The following is an 18,782-nucleotide window of genomic DNA, read 5'->3' as shown; positions in this document are numbered from 1 at the left end:
TTCAGACGACCTCAGCCAAACTATCAACCAGATACAGCCATGAACTACGCCCTAGATGCCCTTTGGTGGAAACTCGCCACCCCGTCCGTCCGCGACCTCGCCACCCTGCTGACCGCTCCGCCGCTTTGGCAAAGCGGCTGTGAACTGAGCGTGCGCGAACTGTTGGGCGAACGCGGCTTCGGCTATCTTTTGGATTTGGACGGTAATCCCGCCCCGCTCAACGACTATCTCGCCGAACACGCCCCCTTCGGCAACCGACTCGGCATCTACGCCGAACGCCTGCTCGCATTTTGGTTCACCCACGCGCCGCATACCGAATTGCACGCCTATAATCTGCCCGTGTTTTCAGACGACCTCACGCAAGGCGCCGCCGATTTCATCGCCTCCATCAACGGCAAACCCTATCATATCGAACTGACCTGCAAATATTACGGCAGCGGCAGCGGCAAATCCGCAGACCTGTGCGGACTCAATTCCAAAGACACCCTCGCCGCCAAAGCCGCCAAACTGCCCCGCCAACTCGCCCTGCTTCAATCCCCCGAAGGCAGCGAAACCCTGCGGCAAAACCGCCTCCCCGACGCGCCGAAACCCGCCTCAATCATACGCGGCATCGGCTTTTTCCCCGTCGGCGCAGATTCCGCCGAAGCCCCGCTGAACCCATACTGCTGGCGCGGCGTCTTCGTCCGCGACTGGCCGGCATATCCGACCGCCGAAGGCGCACGCTACCACTTCATCGACCGCATGGCATACCTTGCCCCCGCCCGCGTCGCCGAGGCGCAAACCTTGTCCGACCGAGACGTCCGCCAAATCGAAAGCGGCTTAATTGCCAAACTCGAATTGCGCCCCGACGGCTTTTGGCATGAAATCGAACGCATCATGAAAGTTGCTTGAGTCCAAAGCATCCACACCTACAAACCATATAGCAAACATACTTAACTTTAAATACAGAATGTCATGAAATTCCGTCATTCCCGCCCCCTCGCCTACGCGAGGACAGGCTACGGCGGAAATCCATCGTAAAACTTGAGAAACCTTGATTTGAAAAACAGTTTCTGAATCTCAAAAATGGATTCCCGCCTGCGTGGGAACGATGATACCCAGTAAGTTGCGTATCGAAAATAAAGTAATTTAGCTATATTTTCCAAATTGCCGATACAAAAAGGTCGTCTGAAACCTTTTATCTAAAATAAAGGTTTCAGACGACCTTGTCCGTCAGACTGAGAAATGTCCTACCTTACTCTTTCTTACCGGCCAAACCGATTTCCTGAATTTTACCGCCGTCGTTGATTTTAGCCTTACCGGCAATTTCTTCGGCTTTACTGCCGAAAAGCTTCAGCTCGTAACTACCTTTTTCTACACCGTCCTTCATGGCTTTGCCGCTCAAGCCTGAGCCGTTGGCCATGGTCTGAATATCGGTTTTCGCCAATTCGACGTTATAGCCGCTATACATTCCGCTGATGCTGCCGCTGCCTTGTTTCTTCTCAAAATCAACCGTATAAGACAAACGCCCGCTGCGGTCGTCGCCGTTGAACGCGATACCTTTGTAGTTTATTTGCCCCAATTTAGGCAGATTACCGAAAGCAATGTCCTGCCCCTGAATTTCGTTAACATGAAAATCGAATGCCTCAGAACGCGCTCCATCTGCCGGATTGGTTTTCTGCTTTGCCAAAGTGGCGGCAACGATGGAATGGTTTTGTTTATACACCAAGAAATCACCGCGCTCCAATTCGATAAGTTGTCCATTTACATGGATTTTTTTCACATAGTCAAAATCGGAAACACGGTCGTTTTTCAGATAACCCGTATCCAAAACCCCGCCTTTTTTCAGGGTTTGGGTTTTACCGCCCCTGTCGGTCAACTCCAATACGCCGCCATCGGGAACAGATTCGGAAACAGTCAGTTGCTTCCAATCTTTTGCATTAGGATCAAACGGTTTGGTCAGCCCGTCCGCCAAGCTGCTGCCTGCGCTGCTGCAAGCGGACAAAATGCAGGTGGCAGCCAAAACCGCCAATAAAGATTTCGCTTTCATTCGTTTCCTTTCATTATCGTGATTCATGACTATTGTGTCTCCGTATTTCGGCGGCAATGTCTGCAAACAAAATCCGTCCGAATCTTCGGATACACTCCGTAAGTTATACTATAACGGTTTTATGATGATATTCATGACTTAAATCAAAATAAATATACTTCATTATATCAATCCTCTTTCCTGCTTTTCTTGCCATTGCTCCCGCCCTGACCAGTAAATGGCTTATGTGCTTATTTTTCCATTACAATCCGCTACAAAGCAAACAGGTCGTCTGAAATTTGACGCCACCCCGTCCAAGTGTTATTAATAATTCCTATTCACAAACAAACAGGAACAAACATGAAAAAAGTTGGTAATAAGGTGGTCGTTGTAGGCTTGGGCGCGGTCGGGGTCAGCTATGCCTATTCCATGCTCAACCAAGCCTTGTGCGACGACATGGTTTTAATCGACATCAACCGCACGCGCGCGGAAGGCGAAGCGCGCGACTTCCGCCACGGAATGCCTTATGCCGCCTCGCCTGCGCGCATTTACGTCGGCGATTACGATGATTGCTCGGATGCAGACATCGTGTGTATTTGCGCGGGCGCGGCGCAGGCTCCCGGCGAAACCCGTTTGGACTTAATCGACAAAAACCTGCGCATCTTCCGCGACATCGTTTCGAAAGTCATGGCTTCGGGCTTTGACGGCATTTTCTTGGTCGCCTCCAATCCTGTGGACGTACTGTCTTATGCCGTCCTGCGCTTTTCAGGCCTGCCCAAAGAGCGCGTTATCGGCTCGGGCACTATCCTTGACTCCGCCCGTTTCCGCGTTTGTCTGGGCAACGAATTCGACGTCGCGCCTTGGAGCGTCGATGCCATGATGATTGGCGAACACGGCGACAGCATCATTGCGCTTTGGAGTACCGCCAACATCGCGGGTATGTCGGTTCAGAAGATGTTGGAACAATCAGAAGACGGGCAGGCGCGTATGGACAAAATCTATACCACCGTGCGCAATGCCGCCTACGAAGTCATCGCCGCCAAAGGCTCGACCAGCCACGGCATCGGCATGGGCTTGAGCCGCATCTCCAACGCCATCCTGCACAATCAAGGCGTCGTGCTGCCCGTCTCCACCCTGCTTGAAGGCGAGTTCGGACAAAACGGCGTGTATATCGGCGTACCGACCGTCGTCAACCGCCAAGGCGCGGTCCGCATCATCGACCTGCAACTTTCCGACGACGAAGCCGAACGCTTCGCCCGCTCGGCGGAGCTGTTGAAAAGCTATCAACGCAAAGTCGATGAAATGGTCGGATAAAGAGATAATCTTTGAATAAAACGTCGTCTGAAAACCGGAAATTTGGTTTTCAGACGACGTTTGCTATATAGGGATAGGACGAAGTTAATCTGTCAATAGTCTAAATTCAAATACAAAATACCTAGTTACTTTATTTTCGATACGCAATTTACCGGTTGTCGTCATTCCCGCGCAGGCGGGAATCCATTTTTGAAATTCGGAAACTGTTTTTCAAATAAAGGTTTCTTAGGTCTTACGATGGATTCCCGCCTGCGCGGGAATGACGGTGCTAATCTGCCTATAAAAAACGTCGTCTGAAAACCAAATTTCCGGTTTTCAGACGACGTCTTCCGTTCACAAACCCAAGCCCTATTTCTCTGCCTTCAACACCCGTTGACGGCGCGTTTCGCTCAACACCATGCCTGCGCTGACGGAGACGTTCATGCTTTCGACCGTGCCGAACATGGGTATCGACACCAGCATGTCGCAATGTTCGCGCGTCAGGCGGCGCATGCCTTCGCCTTCGTTGCCCATCACCCATGCCGCGCTGTCGGGCAGGTCGCAATGGTAGAGGTCGGCATCGCCGCCCATGTCGGTGCCGATGATCCAGATGCCGTATTCTTTCAGCTCGCGCAGGGTGCGGGCGAGGTTGGTTACGGTGATGTAGGGGACGGTTTCTGCCGCGCCGCAGGCGACTTTGCTGACGGTGGCGTTCAGCCCCGCGCTTTTGTCTTTCGGCGCGATGACGGCGTGTACGCCCATTGCGTCGGCGGTACGCAGGCACGCGCCGAGGTTGTGCGGGTCGGTGATGCCGTCGAGTATCAGCAATAGCGGCGGTTCGCTCAGGTTTTCCAATACGTCTTCGAGGTGGACGTGGTTTTTGGAAGCATCGATAAACCCGACCACGCCCTGATGCCGCGCGCTTTTGCTGATGGCGTTGAGGCGGTCGGCGTCGGCGAAGTGTACGCGCACGTTTTCGTTTGCCGCTTTCTCCAACACGTCGCGCGTGCGGGCATCGTTTTTGCCTTCTTGGACGTAGAGTTCGGTAATCGATTTCGGATTTTGCCACAGGCGGGCGTTGACGGCGTGGAAGCCGTAGATGAGTCTTTGGTTTGCCATGATTTTGCTTTATAAAAAATTTCAGACGACATTATAACAAGATAAGGTCGTCTGAAAGCAGGTGTAACCGGTTTCACTCAAATGCAGCCGCCTAGCGCATCAAATATCCCAACAACCCCGAACTGCCCACGCCGATCAACACGGTAACCAACATGGAAAACCTGCTTGCGGCAAGCACGGTCAGCGCAATGGCAATCAGCTCGTGCGGCTTGTCGGATACGAAATAAGGCGCGATGACGGAAATCAACACGCAACCCGGCGCGGCTTCCATCACGATTTGTGCGCGGTGGCTTAAGGTGCGGTTGCGTAAAGCGAAAAAACCAATAAGGCGGGTGGAATACGTTACCGCCAGCATACTGGCAAACAGCAGGAACGACTGCCAAGAGAGCAAATCCTTCATTCCTTCTCACCCCAAAGATAGGCGGCAAGCAGGCCGGAAATCGCACCCATCGGCACATACCAATGCCCGTCCACTGACAAATAAGTCCCGCACGCCACAATCAGGCTGACGAACCAAGGGCGTGCCGCCTTAAAGCTTTTCCACATACCGCGCAGCAGCACCAAAAACACGGCGGGAAACGCCATGCCGAAACCCCATGCCGCGACATCGCCGAACATCGGCCCGACCGCCGCGCCAAACGCCGCAAAGCCGATCCAAGTGGTATACAGGATAAAGCACACTCCCGCGTAATAAGGCATATTGAACGCCGGCAGCCCCATCGCCTTGCGCTTTTGGATTTCCGCAAACGCCAGCGCCCAACTTTCGTCGCACATAAAAAACAGCGCGGGCATGGCTTTTTTCAGCGGCATATCCCGCATATAAGGCGCGATTGCCGCCCCCATCAGAATATGGCGCGAATTAATCATGAAGGTAACGGTGGCGATGATCAGTATCGGCAACGGATTTGCCCACAAGTTGACCGCTGCAAATTCCGAGCCGCCGGCAAAGTTCATGCCCGTCATCAGCAGCATTTCCAGCCAGCTCATCCCTTTCTGCCCGCCTTGTACGCCGAGTATCAGCGCCCACGGCAAAAGCCCGATAAGCATGGGCGAACATTCTTTGATGCCGCGTAAAAATTCGGATTGCGGGGAATTTGGGTGTGTCATTTTGTTGAGAAATTTAAATAGAGTGTGAAGATGAAAAATGAGGGAAGGTATTATACACAGTCGGACAAACTTAAAAAGGTCGTCTGAAACGGGCTTCGATAAAGCAAAAATCATCGCCGCAAGACTTTAACACTTTTTAATCCTTGACAGGCATTTCACTATGAAAATATGCTAAATTTTTGATTAAAAACATCATTATTCATTAAGATAAACATTACGTTCAGCTTCGCACGGCTACCGTCCGGTCAAGATGTTTCACACAAACAACAAAGTAAGCTACAATTCCAAGCATTTCCTTCCCTTTAGAAGCAAACCCTCTTCCGCCCTACAAATAAAAGGTTTCCTTATGTTACAAGGCAGTTTGGTTGCCCTGATTACCCCCATGAATCAAGACGGCAGCATCCATTACGAACAACTCCGCGATTTGATCGACTGGCATATCGAAAACGGTACCGACGGCATCGTCGCCGTCGGCACGACAGGCGAATCCGCCACCCTCTCCGTCGAAGAACATTTAAGCGTAATCGAAGAAACGGTCAAACACGTCAACAAGCGTGTTCCCGTTATCGCCGGCACCGGCGCCAACAACACCCTCGAAGCCATCGCGCTCTCCCGCGCCGCCGAAAAAGCCGGTGCAGACTACACCCTCTCCGTCGTCCCCTATTACAACAAGCCCTCCCAAGAAGGCATTTACCAACATTTCAAAACCATCGCCGAATCCACCTCGATTCCGATGATTATCTACAATGTACCCGGCCGCACCGTCGTCAGCATGACCAACGACACCATCCTGCGCCTTGCCAAAATCCCGAACATCGTCGGCGTCAAAGAAGCCAGCGGCAACATCGGCAGCAATCTCGAATTAATCAAACACGCGCCCGAAGGTTTCACCATCCTTTCCGGCGATGACCCCACCGGCCTGCCCTTCATGCTCTGCGGCGGGAAAGGCGTTGTGACCGTTGCCGCCAATGTCGCCCCCAAACTCTTCGCCGATATGTGCCGCGCCGCCCTTGCAGGCGATATTGCGACCGCTCGTCAATTAAATGACCGCCTGATTCCGATTTATAACACTATGTTCTGCGAACCAAGTCCTGCCGCGCCCAAATGGGGCATCTCCGCATTGGGCAAATGCGACCCTTATGTCCGCCTGCCGCTCGTCCCCCTAACCGAAGCCGGACAGGCAAAAGTCCGCGCCGCATTGCAAGAATCCGGACAACTCACCGCATAAACCGCAAAGGTCGTCTGAAAACCGTTTCCAAATTTTCAGACGACCTGCCGTTAACCCATCACATCCCACAGGAAACCAATATGGCCTATATAAAACCTGTCGTCGTAGCAATCGCCCTGATCAGCATGACTGCCTGTTCAGGCAACAAAAAAGACCTGCCTAAGCTGGATTACCAAACCCAGACACGCAAAATCGTCAAATTAGAAGTACCGCCTGATTTGACTAACCCCGATCAAGGCAATCTTTATCAAGTACCTGCGGGCAGCGGTGCCGTCCGTGCCAGCGACCTGAGCCGCCGCACATCGGCAACCCAACAAGCCGCCAACTCCGAAGTCCTCAAATCCGTCAAAGGCGTCCGTTTAGAACGCGATGGCAACCAACGCTGGGTTGAAGTCCAAGGTAAATCTCCTGCCGAAATTTGGCCTTTGCTGAAAGCATTCTGGCAAGAAAACGGTTTCGACATCAAATCCGAAGAACCCGGTATCGGTCAAATGGAAACCGAGTGGGCTGAAAACCGCGCGAAAATTCCGCAAGACGGCCTGCGCCACCTCTTGGACAAAGTCGGCTTAGGCGGCATCTATTCCACCAGCGAGCGCGATAAATTTATCATCCGTATCGAACAAAGCAAAAACGGCACGACCGACGTCTTCTTCGCCCACAAAGGCATGAAAGAAGTTTACGCAGACAAAAACAAAGACACGACCACATGGCAGCCTGCCGCCAACGACCCAAATCTTGAAGCCGCCTTCCTCGCACGCTTCATGCAATATATGGGCGTCGATCAGCAACAAGCCGAAAATGCGCTGTCCCAAAGCGTCGCCAAACGCAGCGGCAACGAATTGGCGCGAATCGACGGCAACACCCTGCTCGTCTCCGGCGACTACGGCCGCAACTGGCGCCGCACCGCGCTCGCCCTCGACCGCATCGGCTTGAATGTCTTGGGTCAAAACATCGAACGCCACGCCTTCTTGGTTCAACAGGCACCTAACGAAAGCGAAGCCGTTTCCACGAAAAAACCGGGCCTCTTCGGCCGTATATTCGGCAAAGGCAAAAAAGTTGAGAAACCAGCAGCCTACCCCGAAATCATCGTATTCGTCGAGCCTGTTAACGGCGGTTCGCGAATCCGCCTTCTCAACAAAGATGGCAGCGCATACAACGGCAGCGATGCCTCTACACTCCTCAGCCGCCTGCATACAGAACTGCGCTAATCCGCTTCTCAAAAAACCTCCTGTACGCAGGAGGTTTTTGTGCTTATCAAAAGCGACAAGCAAAATAAAGTTATTTCAAAAATAGATCTGTCAATTTATTGATTCAATTTAAAAATGAGTACACCATATTACTTCTAAAGCCGGTTAACGCTTAAACATCAGCTAAGCGAAAGGTCGTCTGAAAACAGAAATCCTGTTTTCAGACGACCTTTTTTCATGAAACCGTTTCGTTATAAATAAAATTGTTATATTATAACCAATCAAATTTCTACCCGATACATTTGGAGAACCCATGAAAAAAACCGCATTGTTCATCGCATCCGCACTCCTGTTCAGCACAACCGCCCAAGCACACCGCGTCTGGGTCGAAACCGCCCATACGCACGGCGGCGAATACCTGCAAGCCGAATTGGGCTATGGCGAGTTCCCCGAACTCGAACCCATCGCCAAAGACCGCCTGCACATTTTCAGCAAGCCCATGCAGCTGATTACCGAAAAAGGCAAAGAAAATCTGATTCAAAAAGGGACGTACAACTACCAATACCGCAGCAAACTCCCTGTCAAAGACGGCAGCTACCTCGTTACCGCCGAATACCAGCCGACTTTCTGGTCTAAAAACAGCGCAGGCTGGAAACAAGCGAGCATCAACGAAATGCCTGACGCCAGCTATTGCGAACAAACCCGAATGTTCGGTAAAAACATCGTCAACGTCGGCCACGAAAGCGCAGACACCGCCGTCATCACCAAGCAAGTCGGACAACATCTGGAAATCGTTCCGCTGGACAACCCCGCCAACGTCCACGTCGGCGAACGCTTCAAAGTCCGCGTCCTTTTCAACGGCGAGCCGCTACCGAACGCCACCGTTACCGCCACATTTGACGGCTTCGACACCAGCGACCGCAGCAAAACCCACAAAACCGAAGCCCAAGCCTTCTCCGATACTACGGACGACAAAGGCGAAGTCAGCATCATCCCCCTGCGTCAAGGCTTCTGGAAAGCCAGCGTAGAACACAAAGCCGATTTCCCCGATCAAAGCGTGTGCCAAAAACAGGCGAACTACACCACCCTGACCTTCCAAATCGGTCATACGCATCATTAATATCCAATAACAAAGGTCGTCTGAAAACCGTATTGCAGGGTTTTCAGACGACCTTTTTATCTATATTTTAAAATTAAGATATTTTTGAGAAATAAAATTTTAGTAATCTGTGTAAACAGTTAGGTTACCCGTTCTCCAATGTTCTGTATCCCATGATAGAACATCTGGTAAATCTCTATAAATAGCTCGCTGGTTAAATCTAGGCTGTCCGTCTTTTGTGAACCAATAATTTATTACTGTTGTTGATTTAGGCGGAGAAATTTTTTTCTTTTCGTTTAAAGAGGGTTGCCAGAAATAAATAATCAGTGCTTCAGCCATTTCAAGATAATAACGGCTCGCATTTGCTGGTACAGCCACTGTTCCCAACCAAAATTCCTGTTCTCTTGTAATAAGTGGGAGTTTGTGATGATTCCTAAATCTTGAGGAGAAATTTCCTTCCGTAATTCCACAATATTGGATGGAATTATCACCTCTTTCATATTTTTGTTTGCCTGCCGCAAGATATAGTGGATTAAATTTAAATCAGGACAAGGCGACGAAGCCGCAGACAGTACAAATAGTACGGCAAGGCGAGGCAACGCCGTACTGGTTTAAATTTAATCCACTATACAATCCATTTCTCAACTCTGGATTGTTGGTAATATCATCGTATGAATATGGACCTTTCCAATTAATAATCAGCGTAGTATGTTCTGACATTTCATGACCTCAGGTAGTGATTTTAAATTTCACAAAAATAAATAAATATTGAATATAAATAACAATACTTAATATTTTATCAGACAATTTCATGAATTAGTATTTTATTGTTAATATTAATTTTAATGATCTTAATCAAGGCTTATGCGGCGCAAACGTCCATTGCCCAAGCGCCAAGCCCAAATCGAATAGATTCAGACGACCTATCGCCACCCTGACCAAACGCAGGCACGGAAAGCCCGCCTTAGCCGTCATCCGTCTGACCTGCCGGTTTTTCCCTTCCGAAATCCGAATTTCCACCCAAAAATCAGGCACGGATTTGCGCACGCGGATAGGCGGCACGCGCGGCCATAAAACATCCGCTTCGCCCGCTTCCAACACGCGGACCTTTGCCGGACGCGTGACAAAATCCCCCAAATCCACCCCGCGCCGCAGCATATCCAGCTTCGCTTCGTCGGGCGAACCTTCCACCTGCGCCCAATAAGTTTTCTCCAGCTTAAACTTAGGATCCGCAATCCGCGCCTGCAAACGCCCGTCGTTCGTCAGCAGCAGCAAACCCTCGCTGTCCGTATCCAAACGTCCCGCCGGATAAAAGTCCGGCAGAGCCACATAATCTTTCAAACACCCATACTTTTCATGCGCCGAAAACTGGCAAATCACGCCATAAGGCTTGTTCAATACGATTAAATCATTCATTTTCATCACATCCTGAAACCAAGCATGAATTGTACCAGCCACCGCATACGGGCTACAATTTCACACTTCTTTATATTTTATACAAATGATTTCATACGGTTAAAAAATACCCTGAAGCCCGGCTTGACACGCCCGAGCCAAACCAGTATATTACGCACTTCCTTAGGAGTAATGGCTGAGAGGCTGAAGGCACTTCCCTGCTAAGGAAGCATGTGGGGTCAACCTGCATCGAGGGTTCGAATCCCTCTTACTCCGCCACCATACGAAAGCCCGTCGATTATCCGACGGGTTTTCTTTATTTCCCCATGAAACAAAAAGCAGTCATATCACCCCACGCAATCGGGGCTAAGAACAACAGATAGCAAGTAGCTCATCCTAACCGAATATCCCTGCGATAAACTCCTTGTCAGACCCGGTTTATATAAAAGGTCGTCTGAAAATACATTTTCAGACGACCTTTTTCAAGTTTGGCTTCCGTATCTGTCAAACAATCCGATCGGATACAGCCGCGTCAATCAATAACGGCCCGGAACGGTTCCCATACGCTGTTTCAGCGAGGTTTGCGGTTCGTTGAACAGGGATGCGTAGAAGGTCGCATTGGTCATGACTTTTTTGACGTAGTCGCGCGTTTCGGTGAAGGGGATGGTTTCGGCGTAAATCGCGCCTTCCAGAGGCGTAGAAGCCTGCCAGTTGCGGGCGCGGCCGGGGCCGGCGTTGTAGCCTGCGGTTGCCATCACTTCGTTGTTTTGCAGGCGGCGTTTGGCATCTGCCATGTACCATGTACCCATGCGGATGTTGCCGTCCATGGTGTAGAGTTCGCTGCTGCTCATGCCGATTTTGCCGGCGATTTCGCGGGCGGTGGCGGGCATAACCTGCATCAGGCCTTGCGCGCCGACGCTGGATTGCGCGCCCATGACAAAGCGGCTTTCTTGACGGATCAGGCCGTAAACCCAAGCGGGATCAATGCCTGCTTGCGAGGCGTAGCGGACGGCAGTCTCTTTAAACGGAGAGAGGTAGCGCAGGTTGTAGTTGAGTTTGCGCTCGGTCCGGTCGGCGCTGTTGATCGCCATATCGTAGAACTGGTTTTCAAAGGCGACTTGCGCGGCAGTCAGGAGGTTGTCCTCGTTGAAGTCGCGGGTGGCAAAACGCCATTCTGCCTGTGCTTGACGGCGCATTTTGGCATCGTTGCTGCTTTGGCTGTTTTTAAACAGAACCAGCGCGCGTTTGATGGCGCCGTCGTCTGCCATGCGGCGGACGTCTTTTTTATCGGCGTCGGAAACGTTGTTTTTGGTATTGATGCGGCGGCCGAGTTCTTCACCTGCTAAGACGGCGTAGAAATTACGTCCGCTTGCGGCGGCTTTTTCGTACATTTCTTTAGCACGGCTTTGGTTGCCTTGTGCTGCGTAGCTGCGGCCCAGCCAGTATTGCCAAGTCGGGTCTTTTTGCAGGTTGTCGGGCATTTGTTGGATGATGCCGGACAATTCGTTCCAGCGTTGCAGACGCAGGGCGGCGCGGGCGTACCATTCAAACTGCTCGTCGGTCAATTGTTTGCGGTCGGAAACGCGGTTGTAGTAGCTCAACGCGGTCTGCATGTTTTGATTTTGCGCTTGGTAGAGTCCCAATACGCCCCATGCGAAGCTGCTTTGTTCTCGGCTTAAGCCGGATTCCATGCCGGACAGGGTAGAGGCTGCGGAGGAGGATTTGCGCGCGTCTTTGCCGATGACGTTCAAAAGGCTGTATTCGCGCGCACCTTGCGAGCCGCCTTCAAACGGGCTGCCTAAGGCGGCTGCCAAGCTGCGTGCGTCGCTGGTTTGGCTGTTGCTCAACAATCCGCGTACGCGACGCCATGCGTCGTTGCTGTTCAGACGACCTGCCGATGCCGCGCTTTCGATCAAACGGGTACAACCCGCAGGCAGCTTGTTCGTAACGCGCACAAGTTCTGCCGCCATGTTGTAGCTGCCGCTGCTCAGCTCGGCATAACATTGCACTTCCTGCACCCGGCCCGCCGCATTCAGCTTTTTGTTTTCTTGGCGGAACACATCCCATTGTCCGCGCGCGCCGAGGCTTTTGAGCCATTCGTTGCGGACGTTTTCAGCCATCGCGCTGTCGCCCGCTTGCGCCAAGAATTGTTGCACCCACATATCGTCGCCGCGTTTGGCAGCGTCCAGCGCGCCTTGATATTGACCGTAATCGGACAATACTTTGGATTCGCCTTCGGCGCGGCGGGCGGGGATGGAAGCGGGTTCGGTCAGGGAAGAGCCAGGCTCTTTGGATGAAGTCGTGTCGTTTTCGGAGGCACACGCCGACAAAATCGCGGCGGCAATCAGGCTGAGTGAGAGGGAAAATATGCGTTGTGCGTTCATTACGTACCGTATCTTTATTAGAATCAATTAGAACCGCATTCTAAACGATTTGGCGGCATTATCCGAATCTGAAACCGATATTTACATTAACCGCGTAATAAGGGGCAACAAAAAGGTCGTCTGAAAAGCAGGATGGCTGTTTCAGACGACCTTTGAGGCATGGGCAAAGTTTACATGCAGCCTTCGTTTTGCAGCAGGGTAAACAGGGGAACGCCGTTTTCGCGGATTTTGCTGCCGCCAATCAAATCCGTAAATTCCAAAATCGCCGCCGCTTCAACGACTTCGCCGCCGAGTTTGCGGATTAATTCCACGCCTGCGAGCATGGTGCCGCCGGTTGCGACCAGGTCATCGACCAGCAGCACGCGTGCGCCGGGTTTGACCGCGTCTTTGTGGATTTCGACCGTCGCTTCGCCGTATTCCAGCGCGTAGCTTTGCGAAATCGTATCAAAAGGCAGCTTGCCCTTTTTGCGGATGGGGACGAAGCCGACGTTCAATTGATACGCCAACGCCGCGCCGATGATGAAGCCGCGTGCATCCAAGCCTGCCACGACATCGATTTTCTGACCCATATAGCGGTAAACCAGCAAGTCCACCAAAAGGCGGAAATATTCCGCGCTTTGAAGCACCGGCGTAATGTCGTGAAATAAAATGCCTTTTTGCGGCCAGTTTTCGATTTTGCGGATTTTGTCCGCCAATGCGGCGACGCCCATCGCCTCAGGATGAACCAACATTTTGCGTGTTCCCAAATGAAAAGTTTTTAAGAGCGTGTTCATAGTCTTCGTAGCAGGACTCCCAAGAAAGCCAAAGCTACCATTTGCAGACTGGTACTCAACTTACGCTCGCAGTTTTTCCAAAGCCGCCTGTTCTTTTCCAACCAGGAAAAGCTGCGCTCTACTACCCATCGCTTCGGCAATACTGCAAAACGGTGCAATTCGTTTCGTTTGGCAATCTCTACCTCCGCACCAATCAACTCCTGTACCGACGAAGCAAATGCCTTACCCGTGTAACCACCGTCAGCAAGGATTTTTTGTATCGCACCAAGGTTATCCCGCCCACGTTCCAATGCCACCAGGCAGCCTTTTCTATCCGTAACATCCGCCGTCGTTACCGCAAGGGCATGCGGCAAACCTTGCGTGTCAACCGCTATATGTCGCTTGATACCGCTAACCTTCTTGCCCGCATCGTAGCCTTTTTCCATGGCGGTATCCGTGTTCTTCACACTCTGCGCATCAATAATCAGGAAAGTAGTTGCTTCATGGCGCCCCTGCTTGCGGCGCTGCGCAACTACCTGATTTTTTTAATGCTTCCTCAAGAATGCTGATGCCACTCTCGCGTGGTTCGGTCCATCTCTGGAAGTAGGAATGCACGGTGCGCCATTTGGGGAAGTCGCCCGGCAAAGCGCGCCAGGAGCAGCCAGTGCGTTGCAGGTAGAGAATGGCACAAAAGACATCGTACAAGTCCACCTGGCGTGGCGCTGTGCGTTTACGGGCACTTTCCAGCAGGGGAAGGAGAGGCGCAAATTGCTCGCGACTGATATCGCTTGGGTAGGTTTTTCTGTTCATGCCGATAGTTTACAGCAGAGGCTGAGACAATGAACACGTTCTAACGCGATATTGTAGCCGTCAGACCGTCGGTTGCCAAATCCATCGGGGCTGAAAGGTCGTCTGAACATGAAATTACACGCCCCGTATGCTACAATCAACAGATAATCCCATCGGTACCAAAATCATGAAACCCCATAAAAAAGGCAATATTTTCATCATTTCCGCCGCTTCCGGCACGGGCAAGACCACGCTGGTTTCCCGTCTTTTGAAAAACAACGCCGATTTGCGCGTCTCCGTATCGCACACCACCCGCCAGCCGCGCGAAGGCGAGCAGCATGGCGTGCATTATCATTTTGTTCCCAAAGAAGAATTTGAATCCTTGATTGAACAAAAAGCCTTCCTCGAACACGCAAACGTTTTCGGCAATTATTACGGAACCAGCATCGCGGGGGTCAATTCCCTTAGCGAAGAGGGCTACGATGTGATTTTGGAAATCGACGTGCAAGGTGCGGCGCAGGTGCGCAAATCCCTGCCCGAAGCCAGCAGCATCTTCATCCTGCCGCCTTCGTTCGAAGTCCTTGCCGAACGCCTTATCGGGCGCGGCACCGACAGCGAGGAAGTCATCCAAACCCGCCTCTCCAAAGCGCGTCACGAAATCGAACAATCCGTCCTGTTTGACTATATTGTCGTCAACGATGATTTGGATAGGGCAGAAGCCGATTTGCTCCACATCATCAAAGCAGGTCGTCTGAAAAAATCTTCCCAGCAAGGATTTATCTCAAACCTGTTGGAAAATTCCTGAAAAACAGCGAAAATACGCATTTACATTCCATCACAAATTAATAGAAAGAAAGCAAACATATGGCCCGTATCACCACTGAAGACTGCACAGGCAAAATCCCCAATCATTTCGACCTGACCCTCGTCGCCGCCCGTCGCGCACGCCAGCTTGAAAACGGCAACGCCCCTATGGTTGACGACATCCGCAACAACAAGCCGACCGTTACCGCCCTGCGCGAAATCGCCGCCGGTCAAATCGGTACCGAACTGCTGACACGCAACAAATAATACCGGCAGGCAAAACCTGCCCAACCGCCGCGCGGATTGTATCGGCGCGACATCCGACCGATACAGTCTGACGGCTCAAAACAAAACACACACCGAAGGCCGTCTGAAATGCCCGCCCCCCAGCCCACTGCCCCCTACGACGCGCTGACTGCCGAAGCACGCGAACTTTTGTTCCGTACCGCCTCCTATCTCAGCCCATCCGAACAGGCCGAGCTTGAAAAAGCCGTCGCCTACGCCTTTCACGCCCATGACGGACAAACCCGTAAAAGCGGCGAACCCTACATTACCCACCCCCTTGCCGTCGCCACGCAACTTGCGTTGTGGCACATGGACATACAAGGTTTGTGCGCGGGCGTAATGCACGACGTACTCGAAGACACGGGCGTATCCAAAATCGAAATGGCGGCAGAGTTCGGCGAAACCATCTCCGAGATGGTGGACGGACTTTCCAAACTCGAAAAACTCAAATTTGAAGATCATGCCGAGCATCAGGCGGAAAGTTTCCGCAAGCTCATCCTCGCCATGACCAAAGACGTGCGCGTGATCGTCGTCAAACTCGCCGACCGCCTGCACAATATGCGCACGCTCGGCTCCATGCGTCCCGACAAACGCCGCCGTATCGCTAAAGAAACCCTCGAAATCTACGCCCAAATCGCCAACCGCATCGGCTTGAACAACGCCTACCAAGAGCTTCAAGATTTATCGTTTCAAAACCTTCACCCGAACCGCTACGAAACCCTTAAAAAAGCGATGGACAACAGCCGCAAAAACCGCCGCGATGTCGTCGGCAAAGTTTTGCGCGCCTTCAGTCAGCGTTTGGTCGGCGCGAACATCGAAGCCAAAATCAAAGGCAGGGAAAAAAACCTGTACAGCATCCATCAAAAAATGTTGGCGAAAAAATTGCGATTTGCCGAAGTCATGGACATTTACGGATTCCGCGTCATCGTCAACAGCATTCCCGCGTGTTACGCCGCACTGGGCGCGCTGCACAATCTCTATCAGCCCAAACCCGGCCGCTTCAAAGACTATATCGCCATCCCGAAAAGCAACGGCTACCAAAGCCTGCACACGACCCTGGTCGGCCCATACGGCTTGCCGATTGAAGTCCAAATCCGCACGCGCGAAATGGATGCCGTAGCCGAAGGCGGCATCGCCGGCCACTGGATATACAAATCCGGCGAAAATACCGTCGATCAAGCCGTCCTCCATACCAACCAATGGCTTAAAAACATCCTCGATTTGCAAGCCAGCAGCGCGAACGCCATCGAATTCCTCGAACACGTCAAAGTCGACCTGTTCCCCAACGAAGTCTACATCCTGACACCTAAAGGCAAAATCCTCACCCTGCCTAAAGGATCGACGCCCATAGACTTCGCCTACGCCGTTCACACCGACATCGGCCACAAAACCGTTGCCGCCCGCATCAACAACACCATGATGCCCCTGCGCACCAAACTCAAAACCGGCGATTCCGTTGAAATCATCACATCCGAACACGCCAAGCCCAATCCGGCATGGCTGAATTTCACCGTTTCCAGCCGTGCGCGCAGCGCCATCCGCCAATACGTCAAAAACCTCAACCGTCACGACGCCATCGTCCTCGGCGAAAACCTCCTGCAAAAAGCCCTGTCCAGCCTGTTGCCCAAAGACGTATTGCTTTCAGACGACCTCAAAGAAAAATACCTCGCCGACCTCAACGACAAACAAACCTCGTTTGAAGAAGTCCTCTACAACGTCGGCATGGGGCATACCCTGCCCGTGTACGTCGCCATGCACATCGCCGAACTGGCAGGGCAGCACTTCGGCAGCGAAGTCAAACTCAGCCCCATCAAAGTCAACGACCAAGAAACCGGCCGCATCCATTTTGCCGAATGTTGCCACCCCGTCCCGGGCGATTCCGTCCGCGCCCTTTTGGTCAAAGACAAAGGCATGATTATTCACCGCGATACCTGTCCGACCCTGCTCAAATCCGACCCTGAACAGCAGCTTGATGCGAACTGGGAAGGAATAGGCAGCCATACCTACCGCACCGGACTCAGCATCCAGTCCGAAGATGCCCACGGCCTGCTCGCCCTTATGGCGCAAGCCATCTCTAACTCCGGCGCAGATATCGAGTCCGTCGAAACCCCCAACAAAGCGCTGGCAGGTACGGAAGGCTTTGTCGAATTCAAGTTCATCATCAAAGTGAAGGACTTGGCGCAAATCAACCAAATTATTCACAACCTGCACGCCATTCCCCAAGTGCGCAAAGTGGTCCGAAGCTAACGGGACGGTATCGATTTAAATTGAATCTGCTCTAAAACATAAAAAGGTCGTCTGAAAACCCGTATTTCAGGTTTTCAGACGACCTTTTTTAACCTCATCGTTTACCGTTCGGCGGCGCTGCTTCTTTCGGCTTGCTCTTCTGCCGCTTCATACGCTTCCACAATTTTCTGTACCAACGGGTGACGGACGACGTCTTCGCTGGTGAAGGTGTGGAAATACAGCCCTTCCACGTCGCGCAGTTTTTCGCGGGCGTCTTTCAAGCCGGATTTGATGTTGCGCGGAAGGTCGATTTGGCTGATGTCGCCGGTGATGACGGCTTTTGCGCCGAAGCCGATGCGGGTCAGGAACATTTTCATCTGTTCGGGCGTGGTGTTTTGCGCTTCGTCCAGAATCACATACGCTCCGTTGAGCGTGCGGCCGCGCATGTAGGCGAGCGGGGCGATTTCAATCAGGCCTTTTTCCATCAGTTTGGTCACGCGGTCGAAGCCCATCAGGTCGTAGAGCGCGTCGTAAAGCGGGCGCAGGTAGGGGTCGACTTTTTGCGCCAAATCGCCGGGCAGGAAGCCGAGTTTTTCGCCTGCTTCGACGGCGGGGCGGACGAGGACGATGCGCTCGATTTGGTGTTTTTCCATAGCATCGACGGCGGCGGCGACGGCGAGATAGGTTTTACCCGTACCCGCGGGGCCCAACCCGAAGACGACGTCGTGGTTTAACAAGGCGCGGATGTAGCCGTTTTGGCGCGGTGTACGCCCGCCTATGCTGCCGCGTTTGGTGCGGAAATAATATTGTTGGTCGTGGTGTTTTTCTTCGTGTTTCTCGTCGGCGGTTTTGGCTTCGACGGCAGCGAGGCGGATGGCGTTGTCGTCCAAATCGCCTTGTTCGGCGGCTTCGGCCAGCGCGAGCAAGGCGCGGCGGCCGGCGTGGGCGAGTTCGCCCATGAAGGTGAAGTGTTCGAAGCGGCGGCTGATTTGGATATCGAGGGCTTTGCCCAAGGCTTCGAGGTTGCCGTCGAGCGCGCCGCAGAGGCGTTGGAGGACGGTGTTGTCGATGTCTTCAAATTGAAGATGGACGGTATGGGTCATATC

20 protein-coding genes, 1 tRNA gene and 1 pseudogene are annotated in these 18,782 nt (G+C 52.4%); 9 read left to right on the top strand and 13 right to left on the bottom strand.

Annotated elements, in window-relative coordinates; genetic code table 11:
• Window positions 1-39 precede the first annotated feature (39 nt).
• The gene (locus tag NM96_01960) at window positions 40-891 is read left to right on the top strand and encodes a DUF1853 domain-containing protein (protein ID AVR78280.1); all 852 of its coding nucleotides are present in this window, start codon (window positions 40-42) and stop codon (window positions 889-891) included.
• Between the two features lie 107 nt (window positions 892-998).
• On the opposite strand, the gene NM96_01955 is transcribed toward NM96_01960, so the two are convergent.
• Together NM96_01955 and NM96_01950 are read right to left on the bottom strand one after the other, a co-directional pair.
• Window positions 999-1,136 carry a pilS cassette gene (locus NM96_01955; GenBank protein AVR80239.1) on the bottom strand — a complete coding sequence of 46 codons (138 nt, stop codon included), beginning with the start codon at window positions 1,134-1,136 and terminating at the stop codon, window positions 999-1,001.
• A gap of 98 nt (window positions 1,137-1,234) precedes the next feature.
• The gene (locus NM96_01950) at window positions 1,235-2,029 is read right to left on the bottom strand and encodes a hypothetical protein (GenBank protein AVR78279.1); all 795 of its coding nucleotides are present in this window, start codon (window positions 2,027-2,029) and stop codon (window positions 1,235-1,237) included.
• 339 nt (window positions 2,030-2,368) lie between these two features.
• On the opposite strand from NM96_01950, the gene NM96_01945 reads away from it, so the two are divergent.
• Window positions 2,369-3,322, top strand: coding sequence for an L-lactate dehydrogenase (locus NM96_01945; GenBank protein ID AVR78278.1), 954 nt, complete (start codon window positions 2,369-2,371; stop codon window positions 3,320-3,322).
• Between the two features lie 161 nt (window positions 3,323-3,483).
• On the opposite strand, the gene NM96_01940 is transcribed toward NM96_01945, so the two are convergent.
• The 4 genes from NM96_01940 to NM96_01925 all read right to left on the bottom strand — a co-directional run bounded on the left by NM96_01940 (window position 3,484) and on the right by NM96_01925 (window position 5,527).
• The gene (locus NM96_01940; protein AVR80238.1) at window positions 3,484-3,603 is read right to left on the bottom strand and encodes a pilS cassette; all 120 of its coding nucleotides are present in this window, start codon (window positions 3,601-3,603) and stop codon (window positions 3,484-3,486) included.
• A 67-nt stretch (window positions 3,604-3,670) separates the two neighbouring features.
• Window positions 3,671-4,420, bottom strand: coding sequence for a 23S rRNA (guanosine(2251)-2'-O)-methyltransferase RlmB (locus NM96_01935; protein AVR78277.1), 750 nt, complete (start codon window positions 4,418-4,420; stop codon window positions 3,671-3,673).
• A 91-nt stretch (window positions 4,421-4,511) separates the two neighbouring features.
• Window positions 4,512-4,820, bottom strand: a complete 309-nt coding sequence (locus NM96_01930) for an AzlD family protein (protein AVR78276.1) — start codon at window positions 4,818-4,820, stop codon at window positions 4,512-4,514.
• The gene (locus tag NM96_01925) at window positions 4,817-5,527 is read right to left on the bottom strand and encodes a branched-chain amino acid ABC transporter permease (GenBank protein ID AVR78275.1); all 711 of its coding nucleotides are present in this window, start codon (window positions 5,525-5,527) and stop codon (window positions 4,817-4,819) included. Before NM96_01925 ends, NM96_01930 begins: the two co-directional genes overlap by 4 nt.
• Window positions 5,528-5,873: 346 nt before the next feature.
• On the opposite strand from NM96_01925, the gene NM96_01920 reads away from it, so the two are divergent.
• Together NM96_01920 and NM96_01915 are read left to right on the top strand one after the other, a co-directional pair.
• On the top strand, window positions 5,874-6,755 hold the full coding sequence (locus NM96_01920; protein ID AVR78274.1) for a 4-hydroxy-tetrahydrodipicolinate synthase: 882 nt from the start codon (window positions 5,874-5,876) through the stop codon (window positions 6,753-6,755).
• 80 nt (window positions 6,756-6,835) lie between these two features.
• Window positions 6,836-7,963 carry a hypothetical protein gene (locus tag NM96_01915; protein ID AVR78273.1) on the top strand — a complete coding sequence of 376 codons (1,128 nt, stop codon included), beginning with the start codon at window positions 6,836-6,838 and terminating at the stop codon, window positions 7,961-7,963.
• 162 nt (window positions 7,964-8,125) lie between these two features.
• On the opposite strand, the gene NM96_01910 is transcribed toward NM96_01915, so the two are convergent.
• Window positions 8,126-8,257: a carboxylase gene (locus tag NM96_01910; protein AVR78272.1), complete on the bottom strand. Its 132-nt coding sequence runs from the start codon at window positions 8,255-8,257 to the stop codon at window positions 8,126-8,128.
• On the opposite strand from NM96_01910, the gene NM96_01905 reads away from it, so the two are divergent.
• Complete coding sequence (locus NM96_01905; GenBank protein ID AVR78271.1) at window positions 8,256-9,062, top strand: DUF4198 domain-containing protein; 807 nt, start codon at window positions 8,256-8,258, stop codon at window positions 9,060-9,062. The genes NM96_01910 and NM96_01905 overlap by 2 nt on opposite strands.
• An 834-nt stretch (window positions 9,063-9,896) precedes the next feature.
• On the opposite strand, the gene NM96_01900 is transcribed toward NM96_01905, so the two are convergent.
• Entirely contained in the window at window positions 9,897-10,457 is a 561-nt protein-coding gene (locus tag NM96_01900; protein AVR80237.1) for a pseudouridine synthase, read from the bottom strand.
• A gap of 165 nt (window positions 10,458-10,622) precedes the next feature.
• On the opposite strand from NM96_01900, the gene NM96_01895 reads away from it, so the two are divergent.
• Window positions 10,623-10,715: transfer RNA gene (locus NM96_01895), tRNA-Ser, on the top strand.
• Between the two features lie 257 nt (window positions 10,716-10,972).
• Here the strand turns inward: NM96_01895 and NM96_01890 are convergent.
• From NM96_01890 to NM96_01875, 4 genes and pseudogenes are all read right to left on the bottom strand, one after another.
• A complete protein-coding gene (locus NM96_01890; protein ID AVR78270.1) occupies window positions 10,973-12,820 on the bottom strand; it encodes a lytic murein transglycosylase in 1,848 nt (615 codons plus the stop codon).
• A 170-nt stretch (window positions 12,821-12,990) separates the two neighbouring features.
• On the bottom strand, window positions 12,991-13,551 hold the full coding sequence (locus NM96_01885) for an adenine phosphoribosyltransferase (GenBank protein AVR80236.1): 561 nt from the start codon (window positions 13,549-13,551) through the stop codon (window positions 12,991-12,993).
• Window positions 13,552-13,589: 38 nt separating this feature from the next.
• Window positions 13,590-14,382 (bottom strand): IS5/IS1182 family transposase gene (locus NM96_01880; GenBank protein ID AVR78269.1). Its coding sequence is split into 2 segments (ribosomal slippage): window positions 13,590-14,118 and window positions 14,117-14,382, totalling 795 coding nucleotides; the frame shifts between segments, so codons are not numbered across the junction.
• Between the two features lie 38 nt (window positions 14,383-14,420).
• A pseudogene (locus NM96_01875) lies at window positions 14,421-14,492 on the bottom strand (adenine phosphoribosyltransferase).
• A 56-nt stretch (window positions 14,493-14,548) separates the two neighbouring features.
• On the opposite strand from NM96_01875, the gene NM96_01870 reads away from it, so the two are divergent.
• From NM96_01870 to NM96_01860, 3 genes are all read left to right on the top strand, one after another.
• Window positions 14,549-15,166 carry a guanylate kinase gene (locus tag NM96_01870; GenBank protein ID AVR80235.1) on the top strand — a complete coding sequence of 206 codons (618 nt, stop codon included), beginning with the start codon at window positions 14,549-14,551 and terminating at the stop codon, window positions 15,164-15,166.
• A gap of 59 nt (window positions 15,167-15,225) precedes the next feature.
• Window positions 15,226-15,432 carry a DNA-directed RNA polymerase subunit omega gene (locus NM96_01865; protein ID AVR78268.1) on the top strand — a complete coding sequence of 69 codons (207 nt, stop codon included), beginning with the start codon at window positions 15,226-15,228 and terminating at the stop codon, window positions 15,430-15,432.
• A 108-nt stretch (window positions 15,433-15,540) separates the two neighbouring features.
• Window positions 15,541-17,697 carry a bifunctional (p)ppGpp synthetase/guanosine-3',5'-bis(diphosphate) 3'-pyrophosphohydrolase gene (locus tag NM96_01860; protein ID AVR78267.1) on the top strand — a complete coding sequence of 719 codons (2,157 nt, stop codon included), beginning with the start codon at window positions 15,541-15,543 and terminating at the stop codon, window positions 17,695-17,697.
• Window positions 17,698-17,798: 101 nt separating this feature from the next.
• Here NM96_01860 and NM96_01855 read toward each other — a convergent pair whose 3' ends face one another.
• Window positions 17,799-18,779, bottom strand: coding sequence for a PhoH family protein (locus NM96_01855; protein ID AVR78266.1), 981 nt, complete (start codon window positions 18,777-18,779; stop codon window positions 17,799-17,801).
• Window positions 18,780-18,782 lie beyond the last annotated feature (3 nt).

The organism is Neisseria mucosa, from assembly GCA_003028315.1.
Taxonomy (GTDB): domain Bacteria; phylum Pseudomonadota; class Gammaproteobacteria; order Burkholderiales; family Neisseriaceae; genus Neisseria; species Neisseria mucosa.
Note: the sequence above shows the minus strand (reverse complement) of the source record. Positions and strands in the feature narration are given on the sequence as shown.

Bases quoted from the DNA above. Each gene is read 5' to 3' on its own strand.
- NM96_01915 (AVR78273.1), top strand. From the start codon at position 6,836: ATGGCCTATATAAAACCTGTCGTCGTAGCAATCGCCCTGATCAGCATG.
- NM96_01860 (AVR78267.1), top strand. From the start codon at position 15,541: ATGCCCGCCCCCCAGCCCACTGCCCCCTACGACGCGCTGACTGCCGAA.
- NM96_01950 (AVR78279.1), bottom strand. From the start codon at position 2,029: ATGAAAGCGAAATCTTTATTGGCGGTTTTGGCTGCCACCTGCATTTTG.
- NM96_01885 (AVR80236.1), bottom strand. From the start codon at position 13,551: ATGTTGGTTCATCCTGAGGCGATGGGCGTCGCCGCATTGGCGGACAAA.
- NM96_01865 (AVR78268.1), top strand. From the start codon at position 15,226: ATGGCCCGTATCACCACTGAAGACTGCACAGGCAAAATCCCCAATCAT.
- NM96_01905 (AVR78271.1), top strand. From the start codon at position 8,256: ATGAAAAAAACCGCATTGTTCATCGCATCCGCACTCCTGTTCAGCACA.
- NM96_01920 (AVR78274.1), top strand. From the start codon at position 5,874: ATGTTACAAGGCAGTTTGGTTGCCCTGATTACCCCCATGAATCAAGAC.
- NM96_01960 (AVR78280.1), top strand. From the start codon at position 40: ATGAACTACGCCCTAGATGCCCTTTGGTGGAAACTCGCCACCCCGTCC.
- NM96_01925 (AVR78275.1), bottom strand. From the start codon at position 5,527: ATGACACACCCAAATTCCCCGCAATCCGAATTTTTACGCGGCATCAAA.
- NM96_01910 (AVR78272.1), bottom strand. From the start codon at position 8,257: ATGGGTTCTCCAAATGTATCGGGTAGAAATTTGATTGGTTATAATATA.
- NM96_01945 (AVR78278.1), top strand. From the start codon at position 2,369: ATGAAAAAAGTTGGTAATAAGGTGGTCGTTGTAGGCTTGGGCGCGGTC.
- NM96_01890 (AVR78270.1), bottom strand. From the start codon at position 12,820: ATGAACGCACAACGCATATTTTCCCTCTCACTCAGCCTGATTGCCGCC.
- NM96_01870 (AVR80235.1), top strand. From the start codon at position 14,549: ATGAAACCCCATAAAAAAGGCAATATTTTCATCATTTCCGCCGCTTCC.
- NM96_01935 (AVR78277.1), bottom strand. From the start codon at position 4,420: ATGGCAAACCAAAGACTCATCTACGGCTTCCACGCCGTCAACGCCCGC.
- NM96_01930 (AVR78276.1), bottom strand. From the start codon at position 4,820: ATGAAGGATTTGCTCTCTTGGCAGTCGTTCCTGCTGTTTGCCAGTATG.
- NM96_01900 (AVR80237.1), bottom strand. From the start codon at position 10,457: ATGAATGATTTAATCGTATTGAACAAGCCTTATGGCGTGATTTGCCAG.
- NM96_01855 (AVR78266.1), bottom strand. From the start codon at position 18,779: ATGACCCATACCGTCCATCTTCAATTTGAAGACATCGACAACACCGTC.